This window comes from Mucilaginibacter defluvii (assembly GCF_039543225.1).
Taxonomy (GTDB): Bacteria; Bacteroidota; Bacteroidia; order Sphingobacteriales; family Sphingobacteriaceae; genus Mucilaginibacter; species Mucilaginibacter defluvii.
Genome location: NZ_BAABJI010000001.1, coordinates 334,718 through 349,578 on the forward strand (window position 1 = coordinate 334,718; position 14,861 = coordinate 349,578).

The window sequence follows — 14,861 nt, forward strand, 5'->3', positions numbered from 1 at the left end:
GCGCCCTTTAATTATTCAGTAATACCGTAAAGGGAAATCCTAAATAATCAAAAACGATTATTGTTACGTTCCAGGGAATTTAATGCCTTCTTGATTTAAGCGGTTAATCAGCTTTTCCTGCAAGGCTATTTTTACGTTCAGGAATTCGGCAGGCAATACCCAAACGTTTATAATATAAGTAGCGCGATCAAAACCCACACGCACCAGGCCTACTTTTGACGGTTTGTTTTTTACTACACCATCCGTGTTTTGCAGCGCTTCGTTTATAACGGCGATTACTTTCTCGGTATTCGCCGCGTAGGTGAGTTCCACCTCAAAATCAAGCCTGCGGCTTCCGGCGCGGGTAACGTTTACAATTACCTCGTTAAAAAGCTTTCCATTGGGTATAATAATGGTTTTGTTATCAGCGGTGAGCAATACAGTATAAAATATCTGTATCGAGGTTACCTTACCGTCCTGCCCTTGCGCTATAATGTTATCATTCAGTTCAAACGGCTTTAACAGCAAGATGAGCACACCTCCTGCAAAATTTTGCAAGGTTCCGGAAAGCGCCAGGCCGGCAGCAACGCCGAAAGCGCCTACCAGCGTAGTAAATATGGCGGCATCAATACCCATCAACGTCATTACCAGTAAAATCAGCAACACGTTAAGCGCGGTAATGCTCAGGCTGAGCAAAAAAGGCTGTAGGGATGAATGCACCTCTTTGGTGCTCATTTTATTACGGATGCGGGTTTTAAGCAGCCGGATAAACCAAAGGCCTACTATGAGTACTATTAAACCAAAAATTATATTGGGACCGTGGGTAAGGAGCCACGTGTAGGCAGTATCGTAAAGTTTTTCGAGCTTCATGGGTTAAATCAAGACGCTCCGAAATTACTAAAAATCAGAGAAGCGATACCAGAAATTCCGGCGACTTAAGAATTACCCATTCAAAAATACGGGTTTGTATATGTTTCCGTTTCCGGGTTAACTGTTTCATGCGCTGTTTATATCAAATGCTATGCCTCAACGGCCTGGCTTTAAGTAGCTACGCATAAACTAACGCAATAATTACAATGATGGCGGTTATTTAATATTTGATGACAATCACCTTAACATATGTACCCCTAATTATACAGTAAAAAGGTCAGTAAAAAATAAAACCCTGTATGCAATTGCATACAGGGTTTTTATATAGCGATCCCCTCAGCTGAGGAGGGTACGAATGATGTGCTATTACATCATGCCGCCCATGCCGCCGCCGCCCATTGGTGGCATACCGGCACCTGCTTTTTCGTCTTCCGGATCGTCAGCCAACACACACTCGGTGGTTAACAGCATTGATGCGATAGATGCAGCGTTTTCTAAAGCTACACGTCCTACTTTAGTTGGGTCGATAACACCAGCGCCAATTAAGTTTTCGTAAGTGTTGGTACGTGCATTATAACCATAATCAGCAGTACCTTCTTTAACTTTTTGTACTACGATTGAACCCTCGATACCTGCGTTCTCGCAAATCTGACGAAGAGGCTCCTCGATAGCGCGACGGATGATCTGGATACCAGTGTTCTCGTCTTCGTTATCGCCTTTAACATTAGCTAATGATTCAACCGCGCGGATGAAAGCAACGCCACCACCTGCAACAATGCCTTCTTCAACAGCGGCACGGGTTGCGTGTAAAGCGTCGTCAACACGGTCTTTTTTCTCTTTCATTTCAACCTCAGTTGCAGCACCTACATAAAGTACAGCCACACCGCCTGAAAGTTTAGCTAAACGCTCTTGCAGTTTTTCTTTGTCGTAATCAGATGTAGTAGTTTCAATTTGAGATTTGATCTGGCTTACACGAGCTTTAATATCCTCAGCAGAACCTGAACCATTGATGATGGTAGTATTATCCTTATCAACAACAATTTTCTCAGCAGTACCCAGGTAAGATAGATCAGCGTTTTCTAATTTAAAGCCTCTTTCTTCTGAGATCACTGTACCGCCGGTTAGGATAGCGATATCCTCTAACATCGCTTTACGGCGATCACCAAAGCCTGGAGCTTTAACAGCGGCAACTTTCAGTGAACCGCGAATCTTGTTAACTACTAAAGTAGCTAATGCTTCGCCGTCAAGGTCTTCAGATATAATTAAAAGCGGCTTGCCTGTTTGTACTTGTTTTTCAAGCACTGGCAGCAACTCTTTCATTGAAGAGATTTTTTTGTCGTAGATCAGGATGTATGGGTTATCCAGTTCTACTTCCATTTTATCGGCATTGGTTACAAAATATGGTGACAGGTAACCACGGTCAAACTGCATACCTTCTACAGTTTTAACTTCTGTTTCGGTACCTTTTGCTTCTTCAACAGTAATAACACCATCTTTACCTACTTTGGCCATAGCTTCAGCGATCAATGAACCGATAACCTCGTCGTTGTTAGCAGAGATAGAGGCAACTTGTTTGATCTTGTTATTATCCTCACCAACAGTTTGTGATTGCGCTTTCAGGTTTTCAACAACGGTAGCAACCGCTTTGTCAATACCGCGTTTCAAATCCATTGGGTTTGCACCTGCAGCTACGTTTTTAACACCTGCGGTAACAATAGCCTGGGCTAAAACGGTAGCGGTAGTAGTACCATCACCTGCAATGTCAGCAGTTTTTGAGGCAACTTCTTTAACCATTTGGGCGCCCATGTTCTCTAAAGCGTCTTTCAGTTCAATTTCTTTCGCTACTGAAACACCGTCTTTAGTGATTGATGGAGAACCGAATTTTTTGTCGATAATTACGTTACGGCCTTTAGGACCTAATGTTACTTTAACCGCATTGGCTAAAATATCAACACCGCGCTTTAAAGCGTCGCGTGCTTCAACATTGTATTTTACTTGTTTTGCCATTTTTTTAATGATTGAATTAGTGAGTTATTGAATTAATGAGTTTTAAATTCAATACACATTAATTATTTTTTTTGACCAGAAGGAAGAAATCAATAAATCAACCTTCAATAATTCATTAATTGATTAAAGAACCGCGTATATATCAGATTCGCGCATAATTAAATACTCCTTGCCTTCGTAATTGATCTCGGTACCGGCATATTTACCGTATAGTACCTGGTCACCGGTTTTTACGGTTAAGGGCTCGTCTTTTTTACCTTCGCCAACAGCTACTACGGTACCGCGTTGTGGTTTCTCTTTTGCAGTATCAGGGATGATGATTCCGGAAGCAGTTTTTTCTTCGGCCGGAGCAGCTTCCACTACTACCCTGTCTCCGATAGGTTTAATGTTTAATGACATAACTATGCTTAATTTGATTTAATAGATTTTGGTTAAACTTAAATAAGTTGTTAACGCCCTTTTATCATCATCAATTGTGCCAATTGGCTAATTGTACTTTTTGACATTTTAAAACTGTTGTATTGTCAGCAAAACGTTTGACTGAATATTTATCCTTAACAATTTTTTAAAACGGGCGGTGTCATCATGTCAGTTGTAAAGCTTGGTGTTCCCGATCTGTCCGTAGCTATAAACGGCCTATGCATCCCTTAGATAAATGCGTTTACTTATTGTTCTTGTAACGAATTAATGACAAGGTGTATTTATTACAATTAGTTTAAAAAAGCATGTAACATTTTGAACAATTTCGCCTCAAATTCAAAATTGATCAAAAAACACCATGAAACGTATTTACTTAATCCTATTCCTTTTATGCGCTGCGGTTGCAGTTAAGGCACAAGTGGGCCTTGGCGGTGGCGGCGGTTCGAGCATCGTGGGCCGTATATCAGGCACGGTGATCGACTCGCTGACCAAAAAGCCGTTAGACTATGCTACCGTAAGCATTTATCGCAGCGGCGGTACCGCGCCCATGAATGGCGTACTTACCGACGAGAAAGGGAATTTTAAAATAGACAACGTTAAAGCCGGCAGTTATAAAATAGGCGTATCATTTATCGGTTACCCAACCAAGTTTATCGATCCGGTTGTTACAAGCCTGTCAAAACCGGATGCCAACATGGGGCAGATTTTAGTTGCCCCAAGCTCAAAAGCGCTTAAGGAAGTAACGGTTACCGGCCAGGCATCACTGGTTGAAAACCGTATCGATAAAATTGTTTATAACGCTGAGAAGGATCTGACCTCAGCAGGTGGTAACGCTACCGACGTATTGCAAAAAGTGCCGCTGGTATCAGTTGATATGAACGGTAACGTTGCCGTGCGCGGCGATCAAAATGTACGCGTTTTAATTAACGGCAAACCATCCGGCGCTACCTCGGCCAGTTTGAGCGATGTATTGAAAACCATCCCTGCCGACCAGATTAAGAACGTTGAGGTGATCACTTCGCCATCTGCCAAGTATGATGCGGAAGGTTCGGGCGGTATCATCAACATCGTTACTAAAAGTAAAAATGCATCAGGCCTTAGCGGTAGCGTGAGCGGCGGCGTGGGTACCCGTCAAAACAACGGTAACCTAAACTTTAACTACAATAAAAACCGGTTTAATTTTGGCGCTAACATTGGCGGCAATGCCAGCTGGCCGCAAACATCGTATACTGATTTTAACCAGAGCCTTACTGCTGACGGTATCAACCAGCGCAATACCAACAACTCACATAACGAAATAAAACGTCATGGTATCCGCGGATCGTTAACCGCAGGCTATGAGTTTAACGGCTTTAACAGCATCAACAGTACCCTGGCTTTAAACGATGGTGGTTTTAACGCCGATGGTGGTGGTAGTTACTTGTTTGAGAATTTGCTTGACTCGACTCAAAACCGCAGCTATACCGGCCGTACCATATCGCACAATAAATTCAGGGGTTTTGACTGGAATATTGATTATACGCACAAATTCAAGAAACAAGGCCATGAGATCGTTGTGTCGGGACAGTGGAGCCATAGCATCATCAAAACAGATTATACCAACCTGTTCTCTGCGCAATACCAAAGTCAGTTAGCCAATAACAATGGTAAAAACAACGAGTACACCGGCCAGGTAGATTATACTTTACCGATTAATAAAGTGTTCAAACTGGAAGCCGGTGGTAAAACTATCCAAAGGCGTATAAACAGTAATTACGATATTTTTACGGTTGATCCAAACGGCAATAATCCCGAGCTTGACAGGCTAAACTCAAACCTGTATGATTATACGCAGAACGTATATGCCGGTTATGGTGTGTTGACCATTACCCTGCCTAAAAGCTATGCGGTGTTAGTAGGTTCACGTTTAGAGAATACGCGTATTGAAGGCGACCCGGAAGCGCCTTATGCTGATGGAACAAACGCACAAACGCTGGAGCCGTTCAAGGCAAGCTACAATACCTTTATACCGAGCTTAACCGTGCAAAAAGTATTCGGTGCCAACACACTGAAGTTATCATACAGCAAGCGTATACAGCGCCCGAGCTTACAGGTTTTGAACCCGTTCATCAACCGTAGCAACCAGCAAAGCCAAAGCGTAGGTAACCCTAACCTGGCGCCGGAGGTGTCGCAAACGGTAGAGTTGAACTACAACGCGTTTATTAAAACATCGGTGTTAAACTTTTCGGTTTACTACAAAAATACCAGCAACCTGATTGAAGGTATTGCCAGCCCGGTGGAGGATAATGGCGTTGTGATTAACCGTACTGTACAAAATAACGTTGCCGAGAACAACTCTTTAGGCGGTAGCTTTTTTGGGTCGATCAACCCGATCAAGCCTTTGACTATCCGTGCTAACATTAACGTGTTTACTTATAACCCAAGTGTTTACTCGGCGTATGTTGATTTTATAAATCCTGACGCGTTAAAAACCAGGCTGATGACTACCGTATTTGGTAGTGCAACGTTAAACCTGCCAAAGAACTTTATATTCGAGGCATTCGCGTTCAATAACTCGGCGCGCCGTACCATACAGGGTACAAGCCCCGCGTTCGGTATCTACGCTTTCGGTATCAAAAAGCAGTTTATGGATAAAAAGGCATCAATCGGCTTTAACACCATACAGCCTTTCGCGGTTGATAAATCATTCAACCAAAGCATATCAAGCCCGGGCTTTACGCAAAGCGTGCGCACAAGGATTCCGTTCCAATCGTTCGGTATCACCTTTAGCTACAGCTTTGGTAAAATGAGCTTCAGCAACCCGCAGCAAAAGAAAAAGGGCGTTAATAACGACGACGTTAAGAGCGGCGACCAAGGTGGTGGCATGGGTGGCGGCATGAACGGCGGTAACTAAACCACTAATATATTAACTAAGAGGCCTGCCTACAAGCAGGCCTTTTTTTGTTATGCTAAGGGTGGCTAATAAAAACCGTATACTTGCTTAACCATGAAGAGCCTGCTCAATAATCTTACCTTTCGTGTTATCATCGCCATTGTTTTAGGGGTGATAGTGGGTTATTATTTTAAAGGCTTTGCGCCTATTGCGCAGATGATCAGCAAGATATTTATAAACCTGATCACGATGCTGATAGCGCCTATCATATTCTTCACCATTGTTTTGGGCATAGCCAACATGGGCGATATGAAAAAGGTGGGCCGGGTAGGGGGCAAGGCATTGCTTTATTTTGAGATTGTTACCACGTTTGCCTTGCTCATTGGTTTGGTGGTGGCCAATGTGCTTAAGCCGGGGCATGGTATTGATGTAAACAAAAGCGTGGATGCATCAAAGGTAGCTCAATACCAAAAGGCGGCGCATGACATGGATTGGGGCGAATTTATACTGCACATAGTACCACATAACGTTTTTGATGCCTTTACCCGTGGTGATATTTTGCAGATACTGTTCTTCGCCATACTGTTTGGCTACGGCTTGAGCAAAATGGGTGAAACCGGGAAATCGCTGTTAGGCACTTTAGATAAATTGAGCAAGGTGTTCTTTAACATTATGAAGATAGTGATGGCGTTGGCGCCTCTGGGCGCTTTCGGTGGTATGGCATACACTGTTGGTACTTATGGTACAAAGGCATTGCTGCCCATGGCCAAGCTGATGGGTTCGGTTTACCTGACCATGTTTCTGTTTATCTTTGTGGTGCTGCATATTATTTGCCGGTTATACAAGTTCAGCCTGTGGCAATACCTTAAACACATCAGGCAGGAAATACTGGTGGTGTTGGGTACCTCATCATCCGAATCGGCCTTGCCAAGCATGATGGAAAAGATGGAAAAGTTCGGCTGCTCGCGTTCGGTTGTTGGGCTGGTTATTCCCACAGGATATTCCTTTAACCTGGATGGCACCACAATCTACCTAAGCATGGCAACTATATTTTTGGCGCAGGTATATGGCATCCCATTGTCCATAGAGCAGCAGCTAACCATCATAGGTATATTAATGGTAACATCAAAAGGGGCGGCAGCAGTTACCGGCGGGGGCTTTATTGTGCTTACCTCAACATTGGCCGCCATAAAAGTTATCCCGGTTGAAAGTGTGGCTATACTGCTGGGGGTTGACCGTTTTATGTCCGAGGCGCGGGCTATCACCAACCTTATCGGCAACGGTGTTGCTACAGTGGTAATTGCTAAAAGTGAGGGGGAGTTTCATCCACCGAAAGAAATAACCGCCGATGAGAATATCTAATCTTTCTTCTTTTTCTCTTTAGCTTTTTTCTGCTTTTCCAGGTCTTTTTCGCTGATTTTAGAGTTAGCCTTCTTTTCGTCCATATCGCTAACACCGGCGCATTCCTTTATGCCGGCAAACAGGGTTTTCCAAACCAGTTTAAAAAAGGCGTAGTTAACCGGGCGAATGAAATTGACATTTGCCGAGCGTGGCGCTTTGCCCGGCTCGTCGGGATTGTTACGTTCAATCACCAGGTGATTGGCCAGGATGGACATTAAGCCTTTTTTCTTAAGCTTGCCATCATCCTCGTCGCGTTTCAGTATCCCTATTTTCAAGTCATTATACAGCATAGTTACCTTACCTCTGGCGCGGTAACGGTTGGCCTCAATATTAAAATCGAACTGTTTTAAGTTACCCGAGGTAACTTTTACCATGGATATGGGGGCTACGCCGCGATTAATACGCGATAGATCCATAGGCCCTAAACTTCCCCGATAGCTGAAAGCCGCATCCTTATCGGTAAGGTTAAGCGTAAACTTTACATCGAGCCGGCCGCGGTTCATGAAGTAGCTGGTAAGGCTGATGTTACATAGGTTGTTTTTCTGCAACGCGCGCTTGTTATTGGTAATATTAAAAAGCCTGCCGCTTGTTTTGCTGAAGGTAAGCGAACCGGTTTGTCCTGATTTTTTGTTGTACTCGGTGTAAATTAAATTAACCTTCTTTAACGTAACGGTATCAACCCGCAAGCCAAAATCAAGGTTGCGCAGCGCCACATGCGGAAAACTTTTAAAATTCTCTTTAGCTGGCATGCCGATCTTGTTAGGCGCTTTATAAATACTGATGGTGCCGTTGCTGATTTTGATACCCTCAGCAGAAAAGCTTCGGTATTTATAAAAGGTCATGAAATCAAACCGGTTCAGTTGTACCGAATCAAGTGACACCGTGAACCGGTCGCTGCGTGTTTTGTTGAAAAACAGCAGGTTATTAAAGGGTTTGAGTTTGATGCCCTGTATACAAAGCTGTTTGCTGCGGGTTGACAGCTTGATGCTATTAATATCATACAGGTATAAGGCATCCGGCGTTTTGCCGCTGTAATTCTTTATTTCGGTAGTAACGTCCTTACAATAAAAAAAGCGTGAAGTATCGCCCTGTGTGGCCGAGTCGATCAGCAGGTCGGCAGCATGCAGGTTTACCTCATTTATTTCGGTAAGCAGTGGGCGCTTATGCGCGTAATCAATATGCCTGAACTTCAGGTTATCAAGCACAATCTCACCTACATGGATGCTTTTCAGGCTTTTTGAAATACGCTGCCAAATAGTGCGCTTATCGGTACTGGGTTTGTCTTCCGTATTATTGGCTTCATAGCTCATGTCAATTTCAGGCTCAATAAGTATAATGCGGCCGACATCTATTTTTTTGCTGAAATAAAACTTCAGCGCCTTTACACCAGTCAGCGTTATCTGCTTTACCTTAAGGCTGTATAAGTTGTTAGGCGCGGTGTCTGCTTTCTTTTTCGCTTTGTAAACACCGGTGTCAACCTTAAGGGTAGCGCTGTCAATGGTTATTTTACCTTTTAACAAACTTATCCCGGCTTCCTTAAAATCTACAATATAAAGGCTGTCGCTGCTTTCGCGTATGCTGCTGCGCAACTTATCCTGTAGCATGGGTTTAAGGTAATGGTTTAGCACCAGGGCACCGGCAATTATTAAAAGGGCAGCGGTAAGCAACGTATATACCGTTACCCTTTGCCATTTATGCTTTAAAAATTTTGATGCCATTTACAGTCAGGGAGTTTAGTAAGGACTTATTGCTTCAATTTAGGGCAATTTAATCAGCATAACAACAAAAAGCCTATTTTGTTAATTAGCTGACAAACTGTCACCCATAATTTGTATTTTTGCAGCCACAAGAATTTTAGCATGATAGATTTGGTAATTCCGGATAAAACACACGACGAGAACAGGCAGGGCGAAGCTTTAATTTTGGAACCTAACGGTAAAAACAACGGCCGCAAGCTATACATTGAAAGCTATGGCTGCGCCATGAATTTTTCGGACAGCGAGATCGTTGCTTCTATTTTGGCCGAGAAAGGTTTTGAAACCACTAAGGACTATAACAGCGCCGATGTCATCTTCATCAACACCTGCTCAATACGTGAAAACGCCGAGCAGCGCGTGCGTAACCGCCTGAAGGAATTTACGATTGCCAAGGTGAAAAATCCGGATATGGTGGTAGGCGTGCTTGGTTGCATGGCCGAACGCCTGAAATCAAAATTCTTAGAAGAAGAGAAACTGGTTGACGTAGTAGTAGGCCCCGATGCTTACCGCGACCTGCCCAACCTGATAGATAAAGTTGACGGCGGCCAGAAAGCCGTAAACGTATTATTATCCCGCGAGGAAACGTATGCTGATATAAGCCCTGTGCGCTTAAATAGTAATGGCATCAACGCCTTCGTATCCATTATGCGTGGCTGCGATAATATGTGCTCGTTTTGCGTAGTGCCGTTTACCCGTGGCCGCGAGCGCTCTCGTGATGCGCATTCCATCGTTGCGGAATGTACCGACCTGTTTAATAAAGGCTACCGCGAGGTAACCCTACTGGGCCAGAATGTGGACTCATACAAATGGAGCGCGACCACACCTGCACAATATGGTGCTGAAAGCACTGTTGTTGCAGCCGAGGACAAACAAGTCCTCCCCCCCGGGGAAGATTTAAGTGGGGTTGTTGTGAACTTTGCCAACCTTTTAGAGATGGTGGCCAAGATCAGTCCCGAACTGCGTGTACGCTTCTCAACCTCACACCCAAAGGATATCACCGACGAGGTGCTGTACACCATGGCTAAGTACGATAATATTTGTAATTATATACATCTGCCGGTACAATCAGGCAATAGTCGCGTATTGGAGTTGATGAACCGTACCTACGACCGCGAATGGTATATGGACAGGGTGAATGCCATCCGCCGTATTATTCCGGGTTGCGGTATATCAACTGACGTGATCACCGGTTTTTGCACCGAAACAGAGGAGGAACATGCCGACACGCTGAGCATGATGGACTATGTACAGTATGATTTCGCGTACATGTTCATGTACTCCGAAAGGCCGGGTACGCTTGCCGCCAAACGCTACGCTGATGATATTCCGGAAGCTGTAAAAAGCCGCCGTTTGAAGGAAGTGGTTGCCAAGCAGCAGCATTACTCATACATCAAATTACAGGGGCAGTTAGGCAAAGTACAGCGCGTGCTGATCGAGGGCTTCTCAAAAAAATCAGACCAGGATTATTGCGGACGTAACGATCAGAACGCTATGGTAGTATTCCCGGTACACCCGGATTACAAACCCGGCCAATATGCCAACGTGTTGGTTGAACGCACCACTACAGCTACGCTGATTGGTAAGATTATACCTCAGACCCTTTAAAGGGAAGTTGAGACTGCAAGTGCAGGGATAATTAGACTTAAATTTTAACATTATTCCCCCTTTAGGGGGTTAGGGGGCTCATGGATATACAAGAAATTAAACAGCGCTTTGGCATCATCGGCAATTCGCCGCTGCTTAACCGGGCTATAGATATTGCCAACCAGGTTGCCCCTACGGATATTTCGGTATTAATTACCGGCGAAAGCGGTAGCGGTAAAGAGGTATTCTCGCAAATTATACACCAGATCAGTCCGCGCAAGCATGGGCCGTTCATCGCCGTGAATTGCGGTGCCATACCTGAAGGAACCATTGATTCAGAACTTTTCGGTCACGAAAAAGGAGCTTATACCGGTGCCGTAGGCGAGCGTAAGGGTTACTTTGAAACCGTTAACGGCGGTACTATATTTTTAGATGAAATTGCCGAAATGCCGCTGGGCACCCAGGCGCGTTTACTGCGTGTGCTGGAGTCGGGGCAGTTTATAAAAGTGGGTTCGTCCAAAGTTGAAAAAACCAATGTAAGGGTTATTGCCGCTACTAATGTTGATGTATATGACGCGGTTAAGGCAGGCAAGTTCAGGGAAGACCTGTACTACCGTTTAAATACGGTGCCGCTGCGCATTCCACCGCTGCGCGACCGTAAAGAGGATATTTACCTGTTGTTCCGTAAGTTTACTTCAGACTTTACAGCTAAATACCGTACGCCGCCTATCCAACTTGATGATGAGGCCCAGCAGGTATTGATCAACTACTCATGGCCGGGTAATGTGCGCCAACTTAAAAATATGGCCGAGCAGTTGGCCGTGCTCGAACGCGACCGGGTTATTACCGCCCAAACGCTGCTTACCTACATTCCGCACGAAGTAAGCCGCAGCAATTTGCCTATGCGGTTGGATAATCAGCCTAAAGAGGATTTTTCGGAACGGGACATCCTATATAAAGTGCTTTTTGATATGAAGCGCGACATGGTCGAACTAAAAAAACTGGTAGCCAACATTATTGAGCACGGCGGCGTACCGGCCAATTACGATGACCATTCGCAGGCTATAAATCAACTTTACAGGGATATTGAGCTGCCGCAAAACACCGAGGCACAATTTACCTTGCATCATCCCGTTAACACGAATATCAGTACACCGGTAAACACCCACAATGGTAATAACGATTACCATATTACGCACGACGCAGAAGAGGTTGAGGAATCACTTTCGCTGATTGAAAAAGAATCAGACCTGATACGTAAGGCCTTAAAAAAGCACAAAGGCAAGCGTAAACTGGCTGCTAATGAGTTGGGGATATCCGAGCGTACCTTATACCGCAAAATCAAAGAGCTAAATTTATAAGGCTAAATGAGAAGAGTACTTGTTTTTTTTGTTGCGATGACGGGGCTTATGTTCCTTTCACAATCGTGCAGTATATCACTTAACGGCGCCTCCATACCCGCAGGTTTAAAAACCATCAACGTGGAGTTTTTTGAAAACAACGCGCCGCTGGTTGTAAGTAACCTGAGCCAGGATTTTACCGAGGCCCTGAAAGCGCGTATACGTTCACAGTCGAGCCTGAGTATCGTGCGCGATCCGGCTGCCAATGCTACCATGTCGGGCGCTATCGTAAATTATACCATTACGCCGGTATCGGTTGAGGCGACGAATCCCAATACGCCGCCTATAGCCAACGCCTCACGCCTTAGTATTACCGTTAATGTAAAATACACTAACGAAATAGAGAAGAAATACAACTTTGAGCAGCAATTTACCAAATACCAGGATTTTCAGGGCGACATATCATCGCAGGAGCAAACGCTGATACAGAACATTGTACGCCAGTTGGTAGATGATATTTTTAATAAAGCTTTTGCCAATTGGTAAGCAATTCGTAGTTTCAACCTCGTGGATCAGTATAACAATAACCAGCAACACTCATTTTTAGCGCATTTGCTAAGCAACCCGGCCGACAGCGGGGCGGCTTATGTAAGTGAGCTGCAGCAACTGGTGAAAAACTATCCGCAAAGCGGAATATTACAGGCTCTGCTTTCGCGCGCGCTTGACGAGAAGCAAAGTCCCTCCGCAGTGCTTTACTTTGATCCGCAGGGATTATATACCTTAATGCATGCTGCTGCCGGTCTACCAACCGTACAACCAAGCCAAATATATATTCAGCAGGAGCGTATCGCGCCAAAAGCAAAAAATGGTGCCGTTATAACGCAAGCGGTCGATACCCTTGAACAGCCGGAACAAAACATGGCGGGCATTGAAACCGAAGATTTGCCGGAGCCTGAAAGCGAGATAAATGCAGTGCAGGAGGCCGAGGTTGAAAATATTCAGCAGGATGTTATTGACCCGGTTGAGGCATCAACGCAACAACCGGTTGCCGAACCTATAGAGGAAGAGGTTTACGATGAAATAGTAGGCATTGAGGATATAGCGATCTCCGCTAAAACGGATGCGCCTGCTGATAATTCTGATTTAAGTTACGAAGACCCATACAGCGCCGCAGATACCCGCGATTTAGTTAGTAACGCGTCCGAAAGCAGCGAAGCAGCTACAGCGCCCGAAGCCGTAAAACCCCGACTTCAGTTGGATGACGAAGAGGAAAAGCTTATTGTTGGCAATATTGCGGCTACCGATTACTTTATGTTCGATAAGGCGTTCGGGCAAATTGGCGAATCGGTGCCGGAAACTGAAGCCGAATCGTCGTCCGTGCCGGTAAAAGAGGAACCGGAGGATGCCGCAAGCAAAAAGAATGTATCGCGCTACCATGATGAGCAAATGCCTTATACTTTTTTATGGTGGCTTGATAAAACAAGGCACGAGTATTCTGGCATCTATCGTCCGTATTCCAAATATACACCGGAGCAGCAAGCCATTGTAGCCGAAAAAATGGCCGCGGCTGATGCCTTGCAGCAACAGTATATCGAGAATATTTTTCACCTTTCATCAGTTGATAGCTTAGACAAGCATACCGCCGATAACCCGGCTGTAACTGTAAAACACAAAGGCGACGAAATAATTGAGCGTTTTATAAAAGAAGAGCCGCAGATTAAACCCCCGAGCGTTGAGAAGCTCGATAACGAAAATAAGGCCAAGCGCAGCTCAGAAGATGACAGCGAACTGGTGAGCGAAACACTGGCCAACATTTATGCCGACCAGATGCTTTACCACAAAGCCATAGGTATTTACCGAAAATTAATGTTGAAATTTCCGGAAAAAAGCCGTTACTTTGCCGACCGTATACAGAGTTTAGAAAAGAAAACAAGTTGATTATAAACAAATGACAATTTTATTATTAGTTATAGCCGTTATAGTGTGCATACTGTTAGGGCTTATTGTGTTGATACAAAACCCTAAAGGCGGTGGCTTAGCTTCAAACTTTTCAGCATCATCACAATTGATGGGCGTACAAAAAACCGGCGACTTTTTAGAAAAAGGTACCTGGATACTGGCTATTACTTTGATGGTACTTTCGTTAGCTATCAACGTATCTGTTAAAAGCGGTGGTACAACCTCAGGCGACAGTGATTTGAAAAAACAAATAGATAACGCTTCAAAACCGTCAGCACCTGCTACTACGGCACCGGTTCTTCCGGGAGCAGCTGGTTCAGGCGCGGCACAAAAACCGGCTGATACTACAAAGAAATAAGCAAGATAAAATCCTTAAAATATTAAGGCCTCAACATTGTTGAGGCCTTTTTTGTGTTTGAATAATTATCGTGGGCGTAAAAAGTTGCGAGGTACAAAGCAATCGCTTAGTTAAAGCAAGAAGTTAATCCCTTTTGTTAATTTCTTTTGTGCGAACAAAAGAAACAAAAGTCGCCGGCTGTTTAATTTTCTGTGAAAGTTAATGCATCCACGTGCTACCCGAAAATTAAGAGTCCGGAGGAGTTGGTTATGAGCGGTCTACTTATTTTTTAAATGACAAAAAGAAAAGCGTCGGTCTGCCGGAAAACCGTGCCG

General features: G+C 44.4%; 11 protein-coding genes. 7 read left to right on the forward strand and 4 right to left on the reverse strand.

The window, feature by feature from the left end; translation table 11 throughout:
• Positions 1-63 precede the first annotated feature (63 nt).
• From ABD960_RS01460 to groES, 3 genes are all read right to left on the reverse strand, one after another.
• Positions 64-849: a mechanosensitive ion channel family protein gene (locus ABD960_RS01460; RefSeq protein ID WP_345329076.1), complete on the reverse strand. Its 786-nt coding sequence runs from the start codon at positions 847-849 to the stop codon at positions 64-66.
• A gap of 366 nt (positions 850-1,215) precedes the next feature.
• Positions 1,216-2,856 carry a chaperonin GroEL gene (gene groL, locus ABD960_RS01465; protein ID WP_345329078.1) on the reverse strand — a complete coding sequence of 547 codons (1,641 nt, stop codon included), beginning with the start codon at positions 2,854-2,856 and terminating at the stop codon, positions 1,216-1,218.
• 123 nt (positions 2,857-2,979) lie between these two features.
• Positions 2,980-3,255 (reverse strand): co-chaperone GroES, encoded by a 276-nt coding sequence (gene groES / locus ABD960_RS01470; RefSeq protein ID WP_345329080.1) that lies wholly within the window; start codon positions 3,253-3,255, stop codon positions 2,980-2,982.
• 379 nt (positions 3,256-3,634) lie between these two features.
• Here groES and ABD960_RS01475 point away from each other — a divergent pair, with 379 nt between their 5' ends.
• Both ABD960_RS01475 and ABD960_RS01480 read left to right on the forward strand, forming a co-directional pair.
• Positions 3,635-6,169, forward strand: coding sequence for a TonB-dependent receptor (locus ABD960_RS01475; protein WP_345329082.1), 2,535 nt, complete (start codon positions 3,635-3,637; stop codon positions 6,167-6,169).
• Between the two features lie 93 nt (positions 6,170-6,262).
• Positions 6,263-7,510: a dicarboxylate/amino acid:cation symporter gene (locus ABD960_RS01480; RefSeq protein WP_345329084.1), complete on the forward strand. Its 1,248-nt coding sequence runs from the start codon at positions 6,263-6,265 to the stop codon at positions 7,508-7,510.
• On the opposite strand, the gene ABD960_RS01485 is transcribed toward ABD960_RS01480, so the two are convergent.
• Positions 7,507-9,267: a hypothetical protein gene (locus ABD960_RS01485; RefSeq protein WP_345329086.1), complete on the reverse strand. Its 1,761-nt coding sequence runs from the start codon at positions 9,265-9,267 to the stop codon at positions 7,507-7,509. The genes ABD960_RS01480 and ABD960_RS01485 overlap by 4 nt on opposite strands.
• A gap of 141 nt (positions 9,268-9,408) precedes the next feature.
• Here ABD960_RS01485 and ABD960_RS01490 point away from each other — a divergent pair, with 141 nt between their 5' ends.
• The 5 genes from ABD960_RS01490 to secG all read left to right on the forward strand — a co-directional run bounded on the left by ABD960_RS01490 (position 9,409) and on the right by secG (position 14,547).
• Positions 9,409-10,911: a MiaB/RimO family radical SAM methylthiotransferase gene (locus ABD960_RS01490; protein WP_345329087.1), complete on the forward strand. Its 1,503-nt coding sequence runs from the start codon at positions 9,409-9,411 to the stop codon at positions 10,909-10,911.
• Between the two features lie 80 nt (positions 10,912-10,991).
• Positions 10,992-12,251 (forward strand): sigma-54 interaction domain-containing protein, encoded by a 1,260-nt coding sequence (locus ABD960_RS01495; RefSeq protein ID WP_345329089.1) that lies wholly within the window; start codon positions 10,992-10,994, stop codon positions 12,249-12,251.
• A 6-nt stretch (positions 12,252-12,257) separates the two neighbouring features.
• Complete coding sequence (locus ABD960_RS01500) at positions 12,258-12,776, forward strand: LptE family protein (RefSeq protein ID WP_345329091.1); 519 nt, start codon at positions 12,258-12,260, stop codon at positions 12,774-12,776.
• Positions 12,777-12,797: 21 nt separating this feature from the next.
• Entirely contained in the window at positions 12,798-14,168 is a 1,371-nt protein-coding gene (locus ABD960_RS01505; protein ID WP_345329093.1) for a hypothetical protein, read from the forward strand.
• A gap of 10 nt (positions 14,169-14,178) precedes the next feature.
• Entirely contained in the window at positions 14,179-14,547 is a 369-nt protein-coding gene (secG, locus tag ABD960_RS01510) for a preprotein translocase subunit SecG (RefSeq protein ID WP_345329095.1), read from the forward strand.
• Positions 14,548-14,861 lie beyond the last annotated feature (314 nt).

Coding starts and splice junctions, on each gene's coding strand:
- ABD960_RS01460 (WP_345329076.1), bottom strand. CDS start 849: ATGAAGCTCGAAAAACTTTACGATACTGCCTACACGTGGCTCCTTACC.
- groL (WP_345329078.1), bottom strand. CDS start 2,856: ATGGCAAAACAAGTAAAATACAATGTTGAAGCACGCGACGCTTTAAAG.
- groES (WP_345329080.1), bottom strand. CDS start 3,255: ATGTCATTAAACATTAAACCTATCGGAGACAGGGTAGTAGTGGAAGCT.
- ABD960_RS01475 (WP_345329082.1), top strand. CDS start 3,635: ATGAAACGTATTTACTTAATCCTATTCCTTTTATGCGCTGCGGTTGCA.
- ABD960_RS01480 (WP_345329084.1), top strand. CDS start 6,263: ATGAAGAGCCTGCTCAATAATCTTACCTTTCGTGTTATCATCGCCATT.
- ABD960_RS01485 (WP_345329086.1), bottom strand. CDS start 9,267: ATGGCATCAAAATTTTTAAAGCATAAATGGCAAAGGGTAACGGTATAT.
- ABD960_RS01490 (WP_345329087.1), top strand. CDS start 9,409: ATGATAGATTTGGTAATTCCGGATAAAACACACGACGAGAACAGGCAG.
- ABD960_RS01495 (WP_345329089.1), top strand. CDS start 10,992: ATGGATATACAAGAAATTAAACAGCGCTTTGGCATCATCGGCAATTCG.
- ABD960_RS01500 (WP_345329091.1), top strand. CDS start 12,258: ATGAGAAGAGTACTTGTTTTTTTTGTTGCGATGACGGGGCTTATGTTC.
- secG (WP_345329095.1), top strand. CDS start 14,179: ATGACAATTTTATTATTAGTTATAGCCGTTATAGTGTGCATACTGTTA.